The organism is Pantoea sp. B9002 (genome assembly GCF_013385945.1).
In the GTDB taxonomy this organism is placed as follows: Bacteria; Pseudomonadota; Gammaproteobacteria; order Enterobacterales; family Enterobacteriaceae; genus Pantoea.
Genome location: NZ_JACAPA010000047.1, coordinates 95,066 through 112,038 on the forward strand (window position 1 = coordinate 95,066; position 16,973 = coordinate 112,038).

Genomic DNA, 16,973 nt, shown 5'->3' on the forward strand with positions numbered 1-16,973 from the left:
TCTTGAGTATATATATTGCACTTAGTACAATAGATTTTCATGCCAGGACAAGGAGAGTCCTCATTAAGAACGGAGGGAACACATGGCAATTTATGTCTTAAAGCCATTCGATAGAAACACCAAAGGTGACGCTATCGATAGTGCAAAATTATGCAAAGCGGCGCTGGAAGTCATGGCAGGGATTTATGAAGCCAGTTTCGGCGGGGGAGTTTACAAAAAGCGTATTCCTTTAGATGCTGGAAAAAGTGGCGGGGCCCGAGCGGTTGTAGCCTTTAAAACTGAAAAACATCTTTTTTTCGTTAACGGCTATGCTAAATCCGCATTCAAAAGTAGTGGTCGGGAGATATCTGAATCTGATCTCGCTCTCTACAAGGAAGTGGCCAAACAACTGTTTGAAATGACATTGGAACAAGCAAAAGTAGCCATCAAAACTGGCAAGATGCGTGAGGTAAAATGTGATGGTTAATCATCTGAAAGATTTACAAGAGATCGCCGAGGATTTTAATGAAATTGGCGTGGTCACAGATGAGCTAAAAGAAAAAATTGATTCTCGTGTGAGATTGCGTGAATTGCGCGCTTCGCTACCTGTCCTCCACATGATGTCGGGTGATGAAATAAATCAGTTACGTCAACGCTATAATTTGAGCCAGGCGATGCTGGCCGCCTACGTCGGCATGTCGGTGGGTACGGTAGTGAAATGGGAGCGAGAAGAGAAAAAACCTAACGGCGCAGCACTGCGATTGCTCAATCTTATCGAGCGAAAGGGGTTGGAAGTGCTGCGTTAATGTCCCTCAGTTGAACGTAAATCGGTCGCCATGAATGTTAACGTGGCGAGATTTTGTAGGGTGCGCATTCATGCGCACCTGAATATCACCGCAATTATTCCATCAGCCATCCGTCGATCGCGTCAGCGCTTCCCAGCGATCAATCTCCGCGCTAAATGATTCCATCTTCTGTCGCACCAATGCCAAAGCATCGCTGCCCAGCAACAGATGCGCCGGTGGATTGCTGCTTTCGATCACATCGAGCATCGCGCTGGCGGCTTTAAGTGGATCGCCCAGCTGCTTGCCACTCTTCTCCTCACGCGCCTGCCGAATCGGGTCGAACAGCGCATCATAATCGGCGATGCTGCGTGCGCTGCGCACCATCGAACGCCCGGCCCAATCGGTGCGAAACGATCCGGGTGCGACGGCGGTCACATGGATGTTGAACGGCGCCAGTTCTTTGCTCAGGGTTTCCGAAATCCCTTCCAGCGCAAACTTGCTGCCGCAGTAATAGCTGATGCCGGGCATGGTGATAAAACCGCCCATCGAGGTGATATTAATAATGTGGCCCTGACGGCGCTGGCGCATAAAGGGCAGCAGCGCTTTAATCATCGCCACCGCGCCAAACACGTTGACGTCAAACTGGCGGCGCATCTCATCCAGCGGTGATTCCTCCATCACGCCTTCGTGGCCGTAACCGGCGTTATTCACCAGCACATCAATCGGGCCAAGCTGGGTTTCAACATCGGCAATTACCGCATCAATCGCGGCGAAATGGGTGACATCCAATTCATAGGCGAACGCATTTTCCGCATGCAAATTTTCAAACTCGGTTTTTGCCGCAGCATTGCGCACCGTACCGACCACACGATAGCCACGATTTAACGCAACCTGCGCCAGCGCGCGGCCAAATCCGCTGCTGACGCCGGTAATGAATAATGTTTTAACGTTGGACATTTGCGGTTTCTCCTCAAAAAGTAGAGGATGCATAATATTCTGGTAATGAAACGGCTATAAGGCCTTATTTTGTTTAATCCTTGCCTAATCTTATGAGGGTGATGTTATTCGATGAAAGAAACGCTCCAGCAGCAAACCGTACAACTGCTTAAAACGTTAGCGCCGCAGGAAGGTTACAACCTCACCGCGCTGCCGGACGTGCGCATCCTGCGTTCCGATCGGCCGCTGGCGCGCACGCCGGTGCTATACGATCCGGGCATCGTGATTGTTTGTCAGGGATCGAAGCGCGGCTTTTTTGGCGATCAGGTTTATCTCTATGATGAGCAGCACTATTTGGCGGTTGCGGTGCCGGTGCCTTTTACCATGGAAACCGCGGCATCGGCGGAACATCCGCTGCTGGCGATTTATCTGCATCTTGATTTCAGCGTGGCGACGGAATTGCTGTTGCAGCTGGAGCAGCAAGATGTAGCGTTTGAGAGCCAGGCGGCGCAGAGCATGATGTCGAGCCCCATGGATCAGACGTTGCGCGAGACGGTGTTGCGCTTTCTCACAACGCTAAATCATCCGCTGGATGCGAAGATGCTCGGTCCAGCGCTGGTGCGTGAGCTCTATTACCGCGTGCTGACCGGTGCGCAGGGCAGCGCGCTGCGAGCGGCGCTCACCCTGCAAGGGCAATTTGGCAAAGTGGGCAAAGCGCTGAGCCACATTCATGCGCACTATGCGCAGCCGCTGACGCTGGGACAACTCGCGGCGCTGGCGGGCATGAGCGTGCCCACCTTTCACACCCATTTCAAGGGCATCACCAATCAGCCGCCGATGCAGTATGTGAAGTCGGTACGATTGCATCAGGCGCGCATGTTGATGGTGCGTCAGGAGATGACGGCGGCTGCGGCCTGTCACGCGGTGGGCTATGAAAGCGCCTCGCAGTTTAATCGTGAGTTCAAACGCCTGTTCGGTTTACCGCCGGCCGAAGAGATCAAACGCATGCAGCGTAACTTTGCCGTGCCGCCGGCACATCAGGCATCGGCGTTCGTTTCATCGCATTAACGCCAGGGTATGCTATAAATGATAACGATTATCATTTTTGGCGTGAGGCAGAGGATGCAGGCAGCACAGGAAAACGCGATAAACGCGGATTGTTGTATCGTTGGCGGCGGTCCGGCGGGATTAATGTTGGGCTATTTACTGGCGCGCGCGGGCTTACGCGCCGTGGTTATTGAGAAACATCCCGACTTCCTGCGCGATTTTCGCGGCGACACCATTCATCCCTCAACGCTGGAGATCATGCGCCAGCTGGGATTGCTCGATGAGCTGCTCACCTTGCCGCACCAGCGCGCGGAGAAGCTGCAAGCAGAAGTGGCTGGTGAAGAGATCACCATGGCGGATTTTTCGCGCCTGCCGGTTCAATGCCGCTTTATCGCCTTTATGCCACAGTGGGATTTCCTCAACTTTCTCGCCAAAAAAGCCGCCGAATTTCCGGGTTTTACCCTGCTGCAATCCACCGCATTCGAAGACTTTATCTATGAAAATGGCGTAATCAGTGGCGTGCAAACGTTACAGGGTAACGAGCGTCACACTATTCGCACTTCGTTAGTGATAGGCGCGGATGGCCGCAATTCGCAGGTCAAAGCCAAAGCCGGATTAACCGGGAAAAGCTTTGGTGCGCCACGTGATGTGTTGTGGTTCCGGCTGGAGAAACATCCCGACGATCCGCAACTCGGCATGGGCCATAAAGGGCCGAAGCAAAATTTTATCGTCATCGATCGCGGCGATTACTGGCAGTGCGGCTACACCATCCAGAAAAACCAGTTCGACGAGTTAAAGCTGGCGGGACTGGATGCGCTGAAAAGCGCCATGGCGCAGGTGGCTCCGTTCAGCGCAGAGCGCATGGCGGAAGTCGATGAGTGGGACAAACTTAAGCTGTTGTCGATTCGCATCGACCGCCTCGATCACTGGATGAAACCTGGCGTGCTCTGTATCGGCGATGCTGCGCATGCGATGTCGCCGATTGGCGGCGTGGGGGTTAACCTGGCGATTCAGGATGCGGTGGCCGCAGCCAACATGCTGACCAAACCGCTGCAGCAGGGCAATGTGGCCTTGCACGATCTGCAAAAAGTGCAGCAGCGCCGCCAGTTCCCAACGGTCGCCACCCAATTCCTGCAAATCAAAATGAGCAGCAACAAGCGCAAACGCAGCACACCAAGCAAAGTGCCGCAGATCATCAGCCGCTTTCCGTTCCTGCGCCATCTGTTTGGCCGCTTAATTGGCCTCGGATTCCGCACCGAAAAGCCGCGTTATTTATAACCGGCAAAAAAAAGCCCGCTAAGCGCGGGCCAGGTAAACGTTACCAATCTGAAATTCTCGTAGCAACGCATTGCTGTGTGTTGCGTCGCTATAGTAGCAACAGATCGCGATCTGTGCAGGAAATGATCAACGAGTTAATTTTGTTCTAAGGATAAGCATTATGCTTGCTGCACCCGCGTTGACCACCAGCACATCAGCGATCCAAGGCTTACCATCGCGGTACCTTGCCAGAAGGCGGCGGTCAGATGCGAGCGCAGAATAAAGGCGGCGAGAATCGAGGAGATGATCGGAATGAAGTAGGACGCGGCGGCCAAAATGGTCACGTTGCCATGCAGAATGCCGACATTCCATGCGGCATAGCCAAAGCCCATCGCCATCGCAGCAAGCACCAGACTGATACAAACTTCAGCGGATAACACAAACGGCGGCTGCGGCGAGAGCAAAAACTTCAGCCATAGCGTCAGCGCAGTCAGGATAAAGAACAGCGTTATGCCATTGCTGCCGTTGGCAATTTTTTTGGTTACCACACAATACACCGCCCAAATAATCGCGCCGCTCAACGCCAGGCCGTAACTCAACGGATTATCCATCACGTTATGGGCGATTTCGCTGAATGAAAAACCTTGGTCGCCGCCCAACACGCGACAAATGCCGGCAACCGCCAGCAATACGCCCGGAACAATCAGCGGATGGGTTTTTTGTCGATTCACTAGTACCGCTAAAACGATGGTCAAACTTGGCCACAGATAATTGACCATGCCGACTTCAATTGCCTGGCGTCCGCTGTGGGTGAAGCCTAATGAGAGTGACAGGCAGAGTTCATAACAGACGAACAGTACGCTGCCGATAATCAAATAGCTGCGCGGAAAAGTGCGCAACTTTGGCAAGCCTACGGTGAAAATCAGCAAAACCGCGCTGGCGCTGTAGATAAGTGCCGCACCGCCCACCGGGCCGAACCCTTCGCTGACATTTTTAATCAGTCCTACAATCGCGCTCCACAGCAGAATGGCCATCAAACCAATCAGCGTCGCCTTCTTTTGGGGCATGACCCGCCACCTTATTTCGCAAATTCGGGCCAAAATCCTACCAAATCAAACGCGCTTTGTATTTGCTGGATTTCCTGCTGGGATGATGGTCGCCATAAATGGCGTAATGTTTGTCAGTTAAGAGATAAAAACACAAATTACTGTGTGTACAAATCGTAGCGGCGCAATTCATTGCGCGATGAATCGCGCCGCTACGAAATGTGCCGTGATGTGATGCGGTGCGTAACTGATCGGTATTACGCTATTTATGGCGACCGCATGGTCAACCCGTTCCCGTCATCAGCGACTGCACCGCAGGCTTACGCACCGACGCCAGTAGCTGTTGGGTATACGCATGCACCGGGCGCTGCCAAATCTGCTGATGATCGCCTTGCTCCACCATCTCGCCCTGATACATCACCATCACGCGGTCGGCGATGTAACGCACCACCGCCAGATCGTGCGAGATAAACAGCAGCGAAAGATTGCGCTGCTGCTTCAGGCTCACCAGCAAATTGAGGATCTGCGCCTGCACCGACACATCCAGCGCCGATACCGGCTCATCACAAATCAGCAAATCAGGATCGAGAATCAGCGCGCGCGCAATGCCAATGCGCTGGCGCTGGCCACCGGAAAACTCGTGCGGATAGCGTTGCAGTACATTCTCCGGCAAACCCACCTGATCAAGGATCTCACGCACCGCGCGCTGCTGCTCAGCGCGCGATCCGCGTCCGTGCACGCGCAGCGGCGTGCGCAAAATCTCCTCCACCGAGTGACGTGGATTAAGCGACGAAAAAGGATCCTGAAAAATCATCTGGATACGCGGACGCAGCAGCGCGCGCTGGCCGTCGCGCAGGTGATCGATGCGCTGCCCGGCAAACTGAATCTCGCCGCTGTCGGGTTTCAGCAGGCCGAGGATCAGGCGCGATAGCGTGGATTTCCCGCAGCCCGATTCGCCCACCAATCCAAGCGTTTCCCCTTGCCGGATATGCAGCGACACATCGCGTACCGAGGCGCTGCCCGGCGGCATCGCGGGATAGCGAAAATGCAGCTTATCCAGCGACAGCAGCGGGGCAGATTGCGCATCAATCTCCGGCAGCGCTAACGCCTCCGGCGTCATCAGGCGCGGCGGTCCATCCGGCTGATGCACGATCTCCGTCAAGCGTCGCTGGCGATAATGCGGCGTTTCGCCAGCGTGCAGCGAGGCGGCCAGTAAACCACGCGTATAAGGATGCTGCGGCTGAGCGAACAGCGCGGCTTTACTGCTCTCCTCGACTTTGATTCCGCGATACAGCACCGCAACGCGATCGGCGTATTGCTCCACCAGCCCTAAATCGTGGGTGATAAACAGCACGCTCATGCCGAGTTGATGGCGCAGGCGATCCAGCAGTTCGAGGATCTGTTTTTGCACCGTGGCATCCAGCGCGGTGGTTGGTTCATCGGCAATCAGCAGCTGCGGCTCGCAGGCAATCGCCATGGCAATCATGATGCGCTGGCGCTGCCCGCCGGAAAAATGGTGCGGATAATCATCAATACGTTGCTGCGCGTGGGGAATATTCACCTGCTCCAGCAAGGCAATCGCGCGCTGACGCGCTTCCCGCGCACGCAGCCCAAGATGCAGCTGCACGGTTTCGGCAAGTTGCTGGCCGACAGTAAGCACCGGATTGAGTGACGTCATCGGATCCTGAAAGATCATGGCGATGGATTTGCCGCGCAAACGGCGCAGCGTCGCTTCCGGCTGCGCCAGTAAATCCAGGCCCTGATAACGGATTTCTCCGGCGAGCGATGCGGCTGAAGGCGTCAGGCGCAGCGCGGCCAGCGCGGTGATTGATTTGCCGCTGCCGGATTCGCCCACCAGCGCCAGCATTTCGCCGGGCTGCAAGCTGAGATTCAGATCCTGCACCGCATGGCGATCGCCGAAACGCGCACTAAAGTGACGGAACTCGAGAATCGCGCTCATCATACTGCTCCTTTGCGGCGGGGATTGAGCCAGTCATTTAGCGCGTCGCCCAGCAGATTCAACGCCAGAATGGTGGCGGCCAGCGCGCTGCCGGGCAGCACTGCGAGGAACCAGGCGTTTTGCAGCGATTGTCGGCCATCGCCAATCATGCCGCCCCAACTGATGCGATTGGGATCGCTGAAGCCGAGAAAACCCAGCGAGGATTCAGTGAGAATGGCGCTCGCCATCATCACCGACAGCGTGACAATTAGCGTCGGCAGCAAATTGGGCAGCAGCTCACGCAGCAAAATCCGCAGCGGGCTATAACCGAGCGTTTGCGCGGCCAGCACAAACTCCTGATGGCGCAGCAGACGACATTCGGCGCGCACCAGCCGCGCAATCATCGGCCAGCTCGCCACGCCAATCGCGCAGGCGATGTAATTCACCGTGGGATGACCGATCGCCACTAACACCACCACCAGCAGAAACGCCGGAAAGGTTTGAAACAGCTCGCTGATGCGCGTGACGATGCGGTCGGTTTTGCCGCCAAAATAGCCGGCGCTGGCACCGGCAAGCAGGCCGATGACCAGGCTTACCAGCACCGCCGTCGCGCCGATTTGTAGCGACACGCGCGCACCGTGGAAAATCCCGGCGGCCACGTCGCGCCCGAGCGAATCGGTGCCGAGCGGAAATTGCGCGTCATCGCCGGGCCAGAGAAACGGCTGCGCGATCATCTCCAGCGGATCGCCGGGAAATAGCCAGTCAGCGAGCAACGCCATCAGCAGCACGGCGGCCAGCAGCACGCTGCCGATTATCGCTTCCAGCGAACGAAACAGACGATGCCAGCGCGGCCGCACTGGTGAGGAATGTAACGCTAAGCTTTTCATGCGCGGCCCTCCATGCGCGGATCGATCAGGCTTTGCAGCAGATCGACCAGCACGTTAACGATCACCACCATAAAGGCCGACAGCAGCAAAATGCCCAGCACCACGTTGAAGTCGCGCGCGATGATCGCTTCCATCGCCAGGCTGCCCAATCCCGGCCAGCTGAACACGGTTTCAATCACCGCCGCGCCGCCGAGCAGATTGCCAAAATAGAGCCCGGCAACGGTGGTCACCGGCGTCAGGGCGCAGCGCAGCATGTGACGTGACACGATGCGCCACGGCGCTAAGCCTTTGGCGTGCGCGGTGCGGATAAAATCCTGATCGGCGACGTCGAGCAGGGCACTGCGCGTCAGGCGCGCATAGATAGCGATGAAGTAGCTGCTCAGCGCCAGCACCGGCAACACCGCGTGGCGCAGTTTATCCAGCAGCGCGCCGCCGCCAGACAAATCCGCGCCAATGGTTTGATTGCCGCCGCTGGGCAGCCAGTTCAACTGTACCGAAAACAGCAGCAGCACCAGCAAGCCGATCCAGAATCCCGGCAGCGAATAGAGCAGCAGATTGACCAGCGTTAACAGGCGATCCGGCCATTTATTGGCCCACACCGCCATGATCACACCAAAGCCGATGCCGACCAGCAGCGCGACCGCTTGCGCCAACAGCATCAGTAGCAGCGTGTCGGGCAAGCGCCCAACAATCAGCGACGTAACATCGGTGCCAAAGCGCGGCGAATAACCGAGGCTGAAGTGCGCCAGATGCCACAAATAGTTCCAGAACTGCGTCAGCACCGGCTGGTCCAGCCCGTACTCGGCACGCAGCCACGCCATGGTTTCTGCCGACGCGCTGCCCGACTGGCTCGCCATCACATCCACCACATCGCCCGGCACCAGTTGCAGCAGCACAAACACCACCAGCACAATGCCGAGCGCGGCGGGCACCGCCTGAATCAGCGCACTACGCAGCGCGTACAACACGCGTTTGCTGGTGCGCGACAGCGGCAGCGCCGGTTTCTGTTCCGCCGCGTGGCTGCGTGACATCAAAGGGTCCATTGCGCACCTCGATCCCAGTGCGGCGGGCGCAGCGCGGCCTGGAAGCTGTTCACCAGCGTCAGCGTGTCGTAAACCGGCAAGCCAAAGCGCTGTTGCAGCAGGGCGCTAAACGGCGCCAGATTGGTGCACTCCAGCAGCAGCGCGCCGCTGTTGGGGAAGCGTTGTAATACGGCAGCAGTCGCCGCAAGCACTTCGTCGGCGAGAGTTTCCCAGTTGACGCTGCTGTCACCGGTGCGAATCGAGCGCACAAATTCCGACTCGGGCGGCATGCCGGCAACCTGGGCATCGGCGGGAATGCCGACGCGCGTCAGGTAATCGGCTTTCAGCGTGCACTCATCAAAGGTGAGGATCAGCGGCGGTTTATCGCCAGGCAAAATCTGCCGCAGGCTGACATATTGCAACAAGCTGCTGGTGACAATCGGCACCGGCGACCACGCCGCCAGCTCCTGCTGATACCACGATAAGTAGCCGCAGCTGGTGGTCAAGCCATCGACGCCTTGATCAATAAGGATCTGCGCCGCGCGTTTAAACGGCTCCAGCAATTGATGTTCGCCGAGATGTCCCATGCGCTGCGGGATGGCTTCTTCCACCACCTGATAACGCACCGGGAACGGCCAGGTTTGCGGATTGCCAATATCGCCCTGATAGCGGCGAAACGCGGTTTTCACCATCAGAATACCAATGGTGGCGGGCTGGTAAGCGGCGCGACTCATTTTTCCACCCATACGCTGGATAAATTGCCTTCGAGGCCATCGGCGGTAGGCGAGTGATCGTGCACGCGTTTGTTGCTGATGGTGATGAACTGCGGCGAGGCGAGATTCACATCCGGCACGTCACGTTGCACGATATCCTGGAACTGCTGGAACTCTTGCAGACGTTTACTGTTGTCATTCTCGGTTTGCGCCGCTTCGAGCAGGCGATCGACCTCGGCATTCTGATAATGGGAGATATTGGTAAAGGGCACGCCCGGACGATAGTTCTTCGACCAGTAAAGACGCTGCACGCCGACGGTAGGATCGTAGAGATTGGCGTATTGATCGATGGAGAACTGGAAATCACGCTGGGTAAAGACGCGCGTGGCGTAGGTCGACAAGTCCTGCGAACGCAGCGTGGCGGCGATACCGATGCGCGCCAGCGCCGAACGCACAAACTCGGCGTTGCGGCGGAAAGTATCGTCAAAGGTGTTGTAATCAAGCGTGACGCGCAGACGCACGCCGTCATCGCCTTTCTTATAGCCCGCCTCGTCCAGTAGTTTATTGGCGGCAGCCAGATCGTACTGATACGGCGAAGGTTTGTTGCTGTGGAACGCTTTCAGGCCCGGCGCGACCGGCGTTTCGGTTGGCGTGGCATAACCGAAATAGACCACGTTGAGCAAGGCTTTGCGGTTGATGGCATGCGCAATCGCCTGACGAACGCGCAGATCTTTGAACAGCGGATCATCCAGATTGAAGTGAATCGATGCCACGCTGTAGGAGTAATTATTGCCTTTGGTTTCAAATACCAGCTTTGGATTTTCCTGCAAACGCTTCAGCTCGCTGAGCGCCACCGGCGTGCGATAACCGATATCAGCCTGGCCGGTTTGCAGCGCGAGGGAGCGCACGGTGGGATCGGTGGAGAACTTCACTACCAATTGATCGATATACGGTTTTGGTGCATCCCAGTAATTCGGGTTGCGCTTATAAAGGATATAGCTGCCGCGCTCCCACTTTTCGAAAATATAAGGCCCGGTGCCAATCGGTGCATTATTATTAGGGTTCTTCAAAACATCGCTGTTTTCATAAATATGTTTCGGCAGAATTGGCGTTTCACCGGCCGCAAAGGCGGTAATTAAATAGGGCGCGGGATGGCTTAATACCAGCACGGCGGTTAACTCATCCGGCGTTTCGATGCTGGCGACGTTGGCAAAAGTCGATTTCGCACGCGGGTGAGTTTTCTTCAACAAATCAATCGAGAACGCCACATCGGCTGAGGTAAAGGGCTGGTCGTCATGCCACTTCACGCCTTTACGCAGATGGAAAGTGTAACGTTTGCCGTCCGGGCTGATCTCCCATGAAGTCGCCAGCTGCGGCAGCGGCTTGAGGTTGTAATCGTAGGTGAGCAGGCCTTCGTTGACCTTGGCGCTGGCGGCAATCACCGGCTGCGCCACGGTCGCCAGCGCCACCAGCGCCGAAGGTTCGCTTGGCAAAATCAGCGTGAGGGTGCCGCCTTTTTGCGGCGTATCTGCGTTAGCAGAATTAATTAAAAGCATTCCCAATAGTGTAAATAATAAAATCCGACCTAATAGCCGTAATGAATTCATTGTAATAACCCTTTGTGAGAATAATCAGTAACGATGCAGGCTCAGGGAAATTAACAGGCGAATTCTGTTTTTCCTATTAACTAAAATGGCTTTGGATTGCTGGAATATGGATATTTGCGGGGGTTGGGTTTAGTGCGGGTTGGAATAACGGTCGCCATTTATGGCGTAATGCGCGTCAGTTTAGACATGAAAACCCCTATTTACCGAGAGCACAAATTGTAGCGGCGCAATTCATTGCGCGATAAATCGCGCCGCTACGGAAGGTGCGGTGATTTGATACGGCGCTTAACTGATCGGCATTACGCCATTTATGGCGACCTCACTCATTGAAACATCAATTACCACTTCATCTCGCCGGTATTCACTTTGGCGCTCAAATCCAACGAACTCTCCTCCGGCAGATGCGGATAAGCGGCTTTCATGGTCTCAATCACCTGCGCCGAACCTTTATGCTGCTGCAGCGCTTTCTCAAAGGTTTGCAGATAGTTCAAGGTAAACGTAATCGCCGCATCACCCGCCGGGCGCTCGCCGAGATAATGGCCCGGAATCACCTGTTTAGGCTGCAGTTTTTGCATCTCTATCAACACATTGCGCCACTGCTGACGAATGGCAGGCGTTTGCGTATCAGCAGTCCAGACGTGCATGCCGGAAGCCATGCCGGTGCCGCCGAGAATCGCTTTGTTCGCCGGGATCCACACGTAAGCCGCGTAATCATTGGCGTGACGCAGTTCCAGCGTTTCACCATCAATTTTAAACGTCGTGGCATGCGTAACCTGCGGAACATACAGCTGCTTTGGCGCGCCGTCCTTCATCTGCGGCCCCCAATACGCCAGCTTGGCGGCTTTGCTGGCTTCGATGTGTTTTACCACATCCGGCGTCGCCACGATCTTCACCTGTGGGAACGCTTTTACAATCGGTTCCAGACCAAAATAGAAGTCAGGATCGCCGGAGGTGATAACGATCTGCGTCAGCTTTTTGCCGCTGGCTTTGATCATCTGCACCAGCTTCTCGCCGTCTTTGGTGCTGAACTGCGCATCAAACAGTATCGCTTCATGCGGACCAGAAACCAGCGTCGAAGAGACCGGGAAAATGCCGTTCTCCTGCGGGTTATACACTTCTAAATTGAGTGGTGCAGCGAAGGCAGGCAGGGCGGCAAAGGCCAATGCCAGTGTCAGCGTTTTCATTTTCATCGAATTTTCCTTTATCCGGCACCTCGCCGTCTTTGAGGGCTTTATTGTAGAGAAATTGCTGGCTGGTAGAATTCCCGAAACTGGATATGATCAGTTTCATAAAACGATCAGATGGAGCCAACATGGACAGAGTCACGGCGGCAACGGTATTTAACCGCATTTGCGAGTTGGGCAGCTTAAGTGCTGCGGCGCGTGCGCTGGATATTTCGCGGCCGATGGTCAGCCGCTATCTGGATGAAATGGAGAAGTGGGCCGGTGCGCGTTTACTGCATCGGTCATCGCGCAAACTGACCATCACACCCGCTGGCGAGAAGATCCTCGAAAAATCGCGCGCGCTGGCGAGATTGGCTGAAGAGATTGCCGATCAGGGCGCGGATAGCCAACCGCACGGCACCTTGCGCGTCGCCTGTGCGCACTCCACCGCCACGCATATTCTTGGCCCGATGATCCCGGCATTTCTCGCCCGTTTTCCGGCGGTGCGCATCGAGCTGGAGATCAACAATCAGCCAGTGAGTTTAATCGGCGAGCGCATTGATGTGGCGGTACGGATTACCGACGATCCCGAACCTGGCGCCATTGCGCGCCGCTTGGGCGAGTGTGTTTCGGTGGTGTGCGCCTCGCCAGACTATGTGCAGGCGCGCGGTGCGCCGCAAACGCCTGCCGATCTTGCGCAGCATAACTGCCTGCATTACAGCCGTTTCGCCGGGCAGAGCTGGCAATTTTCCGATGCGCAGGGCGAAACTATTTCAGCTGCGGTGCACGGCAATTTCAGCGCCGGTATCTCGTCGGTATTGTGTGATGCGGCGATCGCCGGTTGCGGTTTAGCGATGGTGCCGGAAATGGAAGCGCGTCACGCCATCGACCATGGACAGCTGCAAACCGTGCTGCCGGCATATCAACCGAAAACGCTGGCCATTTATGGCCTCTACATGTCGCGGGAACGGCAACCGGCGGCGCTGCGGGCGTTTCTCGATGCGGTGCAGCAGCAGTTAACCGCCTGAACGTTCGACACGCATTGGGTCTAAAAGGAATAAGAATATATTCAGTGTGTTACGCAAGAAAACGTAGCCTTAGTAAGCCGGTTTTCAGCCTGAAATCGCCAAATGAGTGGTGAAATTTTGCTCAGATTTGATCGCTATAGAACGACGGAACCTGACCGGTTACGCGGCGAAACATGGTGGAGAAGGCTGAGCTGCTGTCATAGCCGAGCGAGAGCGCCACGTCGTTAACAGATTTACCCGCTACCAGTCGCGCCAGCGCCGTTACCACGCAGGCACGCTGTCGCCAGGCGGAGAAGGACAAACCGGTCTGCTGCAGGAAATGGCGGCGGAAGGTGCTGGGGCTCATAAACAGTGCGCTGGCCCAGCGATCGGCGGTGTCATGAATGGTTGGTGCCTGTAAGAAGTTCTGGCATTGCGCCAACAGCGCCGGATGCTGCGGCAGTGGAATATCGAATTCCCGTACAGGCATCGCCGCTAACTCCAGCAGCAGCAACTGCACCAGCGATCGATCGCGATCGGATGCGTATAACAGCGGTAAATCAACGGCTTCAATCAATAGCTGTCGCAGCAGCGGCGAGACGCTGATGACGCGACAGCGCTCGCTATCACGCAATGCTGTCGCACAAACAGGCTCGATATACAGACTGCGTGTGGAGACGCCGACAAACTTCACGCTGTGCGCGGTGTCAGGCGGAATCCACACCGCATGCTGCGGCGGAACCACCCATTCGCCCGCCTGGGTCGAAACGTGCATCAAACCCGTCGCGCCATACAGCAACTGCGCGCGGCGATGACGATGCTCGGGCAGCACAAATCCCTGCGCGTAGTCATTTCCCAGCGCCACCACGTCACGATCAATCTTGTCGTATTCATCAATGTGACTATTTCGCATACCCGGCATCCACCGCAAATTGACTGATTTGCAAGGGTAATTGAGCGCTGCACAAATGGGAAGCGGGCAGGTTGCTGCGTATGCTGCATCACTCTTTTCATGATGCAGAGAATGGCGATGAACGAGCTGTTAATTATTGGGCTGGCGGGTTTTGCCACCGGCATCACTACGGTGCTGTTTGGCTTTGGCGGCGGTTTTGTGGTGGTGCCGTTTGTCTATCAACTGCTATTACAGCAGCCACTTCTGGCGGCGCAGGCGATGCATATCGCGGTGGCGACCTCGACTGCGGTGATGATTTTCAACGCCGGCTGGGCTAGCTATCAAAACTGGCGAGCTGGAAAATTGCATACAGACATGTTGCTGCCGCTAATCGGGTTTATCGCGCTGGGTGCAGTGATTGGATCCTGGCTGGCGGGCGTGATCAGCGATACGTGGGTGCGCAGGCTGTTTATGGTTTACATGGTGGTGACTATCGCCGATTGCCTGCTGCGCAAAGGTTTCTTCACTCGCGCGGCACCGCGAAGGTTGTCGCGTATGACAGCCAGCGTGGGCGGCACAATGATCGGCGTGATTGCTGCGATGCTCGGCGTCGGTGGCAGCGTGATGACCGTGCCGCTGCTGCGTCGTCATGGCTATGCCATGCGCGACTGCGTCAGCGCGGCCAATCCGCTGTCGCTGCCGGTGGCTGTTTTAGGCGCGACGACGTACGCCATCAGCGGCTGGCAGCAGATTCCCGCCAGCGGTTATCTGGGTTTTATCAGCCTGAAGATATTGTTGCTGCTGGTGGTCGCCGGATTTTTAGGGATTCTGTTTGCCCGCCGATGGATTCCGGCGGTGCCCGATGTCTGGCATGCGCGTATCTATGTGCTGCTGTTGTGTATGGTGCTGGAGGCGATCGCGGTTTAAACCGTGGATTGGAATCCATGCTGATGCAAGATGGTCTGCGCCGTGACTGAGGAGAGAAATGCCGCAAAGGGCCGTGCAGCTTCAGAGCAGCATGCCCAGCCATATTCGGCCTGCATGTTATAAGGCGCAGGGATATCCAACACCTCAAGTTGTGGGCAGCCACGCAAACGCGGCGCATAGCTGGCGTAGCCGATAAACATATCCGCGTGGTGCTGTTCGATTAGCCACTGCGCCGCCAGCTTACCGGAGGGCACCGTTACACAATCCGGGCCGCCAACCAAGGTGCGCGCTTTGGCTTTCAACATGCTTCCCAGTCCGGGATGACGTTGCTCAATATTATCAAACAGTTGCCAGGTGTAATCGCCCGAAGGATCGCTGAGCGGCGTCGAAGTGGCTAAACGTAAATCATCCCGACACAGCAGCGCTAACCAGTCATCATCTTGCGTGACAATGTCACGCTTAACCGTCAGGCACAGTGAGTTGGCGGCAAATAATCCCACTTCTATTGCGCGTCCTTGCTGCAACAGCGCTTCAGGATGCAGTCGATTGGCAGATGCAAAAAAGTCGCACGGCTCGCCGGCTTCAATGCGCTGGCGCAGCATGCCCGCCGGATCAAAATCGGTGTTCACCGCGATGCCGGAGAGCGAGGTAAATGCCGCTACCACATCCGGCCACGCCGCGCGCAAACTACCGGCTGCCAGAATGTTCAGCGTTGTCATGATAGTGCGTCCGGTAAAAGCGCTGATACCAGCGATCAGCTTGCTGTTGCATGTCGATGTCGCGGAATTTTTCCGGATAGAGCTTTTTCGCCATCCACAGTTCGCCGAGGCCAATCGCTTCCGGCATCGGATAGCCCCAGGCTTTGGCGTATTCCGGCATTAGCCACACCTGATGATTTTTCACCGCATCAATGGTTTGCCAGCGCACATCTTGCTGGATCTCCTGCACCACGTTTGGATAGCGATCCTGCACGAAAATCACCTGCGGATTCCACGCCACAACCTGTTCCATGCTGACCTGTTTGAAACCCTGCACGGTCGCCGCAGCGACATTGAATGCGCCCGCATGCGCCATCATCAAGCCGGTGTATTTGCCCGAGCCGTAAGTGGTGAGGTCAGGATTCGCCATATAGGCGCGCACGCGCTGCTGATCGGGGAGATTTTTCAAACGATCGCTGACGATTTTGCGCCCGGCAAACGCGGCATCAATCAGCTCCTGCGCCTGCTTAGGTTTATTAACTACTTCGCCGATCAGCGTGATGCCTTCCCTGATGCCGAGATCGTAGGCCTGATCTTCGTTCTGCATGCTGGGATTGATTTTGCCTTGCTGACCGGCATCATCGTGACGCAGTGAGATCGCCAGCACCGGAATGTCTAAGGCAGAAATCTGGTCGATCATCTCCTTCGGCGCATAGTTGGTGACAAACACTACTTGGGGATGCAGCGCCACCAGCTGTTCCAAATCGACATGCGTTAAATCACCCAGCATCGCTTTGTGCGTGAGTTCCGGCACCAGCTGCGCATAACCTTCGCCCAACTGCTGTTGCCAGTTCGCCAGGATACCGACAATTTTATCGGTAGCGTTGAGCTGCACCAGCAGGTTCAGAGTTTGATGTTGCAGCACTACCACGCGATCGATGTTGTCGGGGATCGTCACCTGACGACCAATCTGATCGGTCACCACGCGGCTGGCATAGCTGTGTACAGAGGTAAAAGTGAGCAGGCCGGCGAGAATAATCCGCTTAAAAGAGATGTGCATAAATGCTC

The 16,973-nt window shown here is 56.0% G+C and carries 17 protein-coding genes; 6 read left to right on the top strand and 11 right to left on the bottom strand.

The annotated features are described in order from the left end of the window. Positions 1-82 precede the first annotated feature (82 nt). Positions 83-466: a type II toxin-antitoxin system RelE/ParE family toxin gene (locus tag HX773_RS21065; protein WP_176973167.1), complete on the top strand. Its 384-nt coding sequence runs from the start codon at positions 83-85 to the stop codon at positions 464-466. After that, entirely contained in the window at positions 459-785 is a 327-nt protein-coding gene (locus HX773_RS21070; protein ID WP_061719193.1) for a DNA-binding transcriptional regulator, read from the top strand. Before HX773_RS21065 ends, HX773_RS21070 begins: the two co-directional genes overlap by 8 nt. Before the next feature lie 102 nt (positions 786-887). Here HX773_RS21070 and HX773_RS21075 read toward each other — a convergent pair whose 3' ends face one another. Next, positions 888-1,721, bottom strand: coding sequence for an oxidoreductase (locus HX773_RS21075; RefSeq protein ID WP_176973168.1), 834 nt, complete (start codon positions 1,719-1,721; stop codon positions 888-890). A gap of 111 nt (positions 1,722-1,832) precedes the next feature. Between HX773_RS21075 and HX773_RS21080 the strand changes: the two genes are divergently transcribed. After that, the gene (locus tag HX773_RS21080) at positions 1,833-2,768 is read left to right on the top strand and encodes an AraC family transcriptional regulator (RefSeq protein WP_176973169.1); all 936 of its coding nucleotides are present in this window, start codon (positions 1,833-1,835) and stop codon (positions 2,766-2,768) included. A 54-nt stretch (positions 2,769-2,822) separates the two neighbouring features. Next, the gene (locus HX773_RS21085) at positions 2,823-4,025 is read left to right on the top strand and encodes an FAD-dependent oxidoreductase (protein ID WP_176973170.1); all 1,203 of its coding nucleotides are present in this window, start codon (positions 2,823-2,825) and stop codon (positions 4,023-4,025) included. A gap of 158 nt (positions 4,026-4,183) precedes the next feature. Here HX773_RS21085 and yddG read toward each other — a convergent pair whose 3' ends face one another. The 7 genes from yddG to HX773_RS21120 form a co-directional block, all read right to left on the bottom strand. Then, the gene (yddG, locus tag HX773_RS21090; RefSeq protein WP_176973171.1) at positions 4,184-5,071 is read right to left on the bottom strand and encodes an aromatic amino acid DMT transporter YddG; all 888 of its coding nucleotides are present in this window, start codon (positions 5,069-5,071) and stop codon (positions 4,184-4,186) included. 262 nt (positions 5,072-5,333) lie between these two features. Next, entirely contained in the window at positions 5,334-7,010 is a 1,677-nt protein-coding gene (locus HX773_RS21095) for an ABC transporter ATP-binding protein (protein ID WP_176973172.1), read from the bottom strand. Further along, positions 7,010-7,876, bottom strand: coding sequence for an ABC transporter permease (locus HX773_RS21100; RefSeq protein WP_176973173.1), 867 nt, complete (start codon positions 7,874-7,876; stop codon positions 7,010-7,012). Before HX773_RS21100 ends, HX773_RS21095 begins: the two co-directional genes overlap by 1 nt. Continuing rightward, on the bottom strand, positions 7,873-8,907 hold the full coding sequence (locus tag HX773_RS21105) for an ABC transporter permease (protein ID WP_255433284.1): 1,035 nt from the start codon (positions 8,905-8,907) through the stop codon (positions 7,873-7,875). Before HX773_RS21105 ends, HX773_RS21100 begins: the two co-directional genes overlap by 4 nt. Then, positions 8,907-9,632: an aspartate/glutamate racemase family protein gene (locus HX773_RS21110; protein WP_176973174.1), complete on the bottom strand. Its 726-nt coding sequence runs from the start codon at positions 9,630-9,632 to the stop codon at positions 8,907-8,909. Before HX773_RS21110 ends, HX773_RS21105 begins: the two co-directional genes overlap by 1 nt. Next, positions 9,629-11,167, bottom strand: coding sequence for an ABC transporter substrate-binding protein (locus HX773_RS21115; RefSeq protein WP_176973175.1), 1,539 nt, complete (start codon positions 11,165-11,167; stop codon positions 9,629-9,631). Before HX773_RS21115 ends, HX773_RS21110 begins: the two co-directional genes overlap by 4 nt. Positions 11,168-11,556: 389 nt before the next feature. Next, positions 11,557-12,408: a Vmh family MBL fold metallo-hydrolase gene (locus HX773_RS21120; RefSeq protein ID WP_176973176.1), complete on the bottom strand. Its 852-nt coding sequence runs from the start codon at positions 12,406-12,408 to the stop codon at positions 11,557-11,559. Between the two features lie 122 nt (positions 12,409-12,530). Between HX773_RS21120 and HX773_RS21125 the strand changes: the two genes are divergently transcribed. Further along, positions 12,531-13,409: a LysR family transcriptional regulator gene (locus tag HX773_RS21125; protein ID WP_176973177.1), complete on the top strand. Its 879-nt coding sequence runs from the start codon at positions 12,531-12,533 to the stop codon at positions 13,407-13,409. A gap of 121 nt (positions 13,410-13,530) precedes the next feature. Here the strand turns inward: HX773_RS21125 and HX773_RS21130 are convergent, their stop codons facing one another. Beyond that, on the bottom strand, positions 13,531-14,301 hold the full coding sequence (locus HX773_RS21130) for a helix-turn-helix transcriptional regulator (protein ID WP_176973178.1): 771 nt from the start codon (positions 14,299-14,301) through the stop codon (positions 13,531-13,533). Positions 14,302-14,418: 117 nt separating this feature from the next. Here HX773_RS21130 and HX773_RS21135 point away from each other — a divergent pair, with 117 nt between their 5' ends. Continuing rightward, a complete protein-coding gene (locus HX773_RS21135; RefSeq protein WP_176973179.1) occupies positions 14,419-15,207 on the top strand; it encodes a sulfite exporter TauE/SafE family protein in 789 nt (262 codons plus the stop codon). Here the strand turns inward: HX773_RS21135 and HX773_RS21140 are convergent. Further along, a complete protein-coding gene (locus HX773_RS21140) occupies positions 15,204-15,926 on the bottom strand; it encodes a substrate-binding domain-containing protein (RefSeq protein WP_176973180.1) in 723 nt (240 codons plus the stop codon). The two genes, HX773_RS21135 and HX773_RS21140, sit on opposite strands and share 4 nt — an antisense overlap. Further along, positions 15,895-16,965 carry an ABC transporter substrate-binding protein gene (locus HX773_RS21145; protein ID WP_218168324.1) on the bottom strand — a complete coding sequence of 357 codons (1,071 nt, stop codon included), beginning with the start codon at positions 16,963-16,965 and terminating at the stop codon, positions 15,895-15,897. The genes HX773_RS21140 and HX773_RS21145 overlap by 32 nt, the downstream gene beginning before the upstream one ends. Between the last annotated feature and the right edge of the window lie 8 nt (positions 16,966-16,973).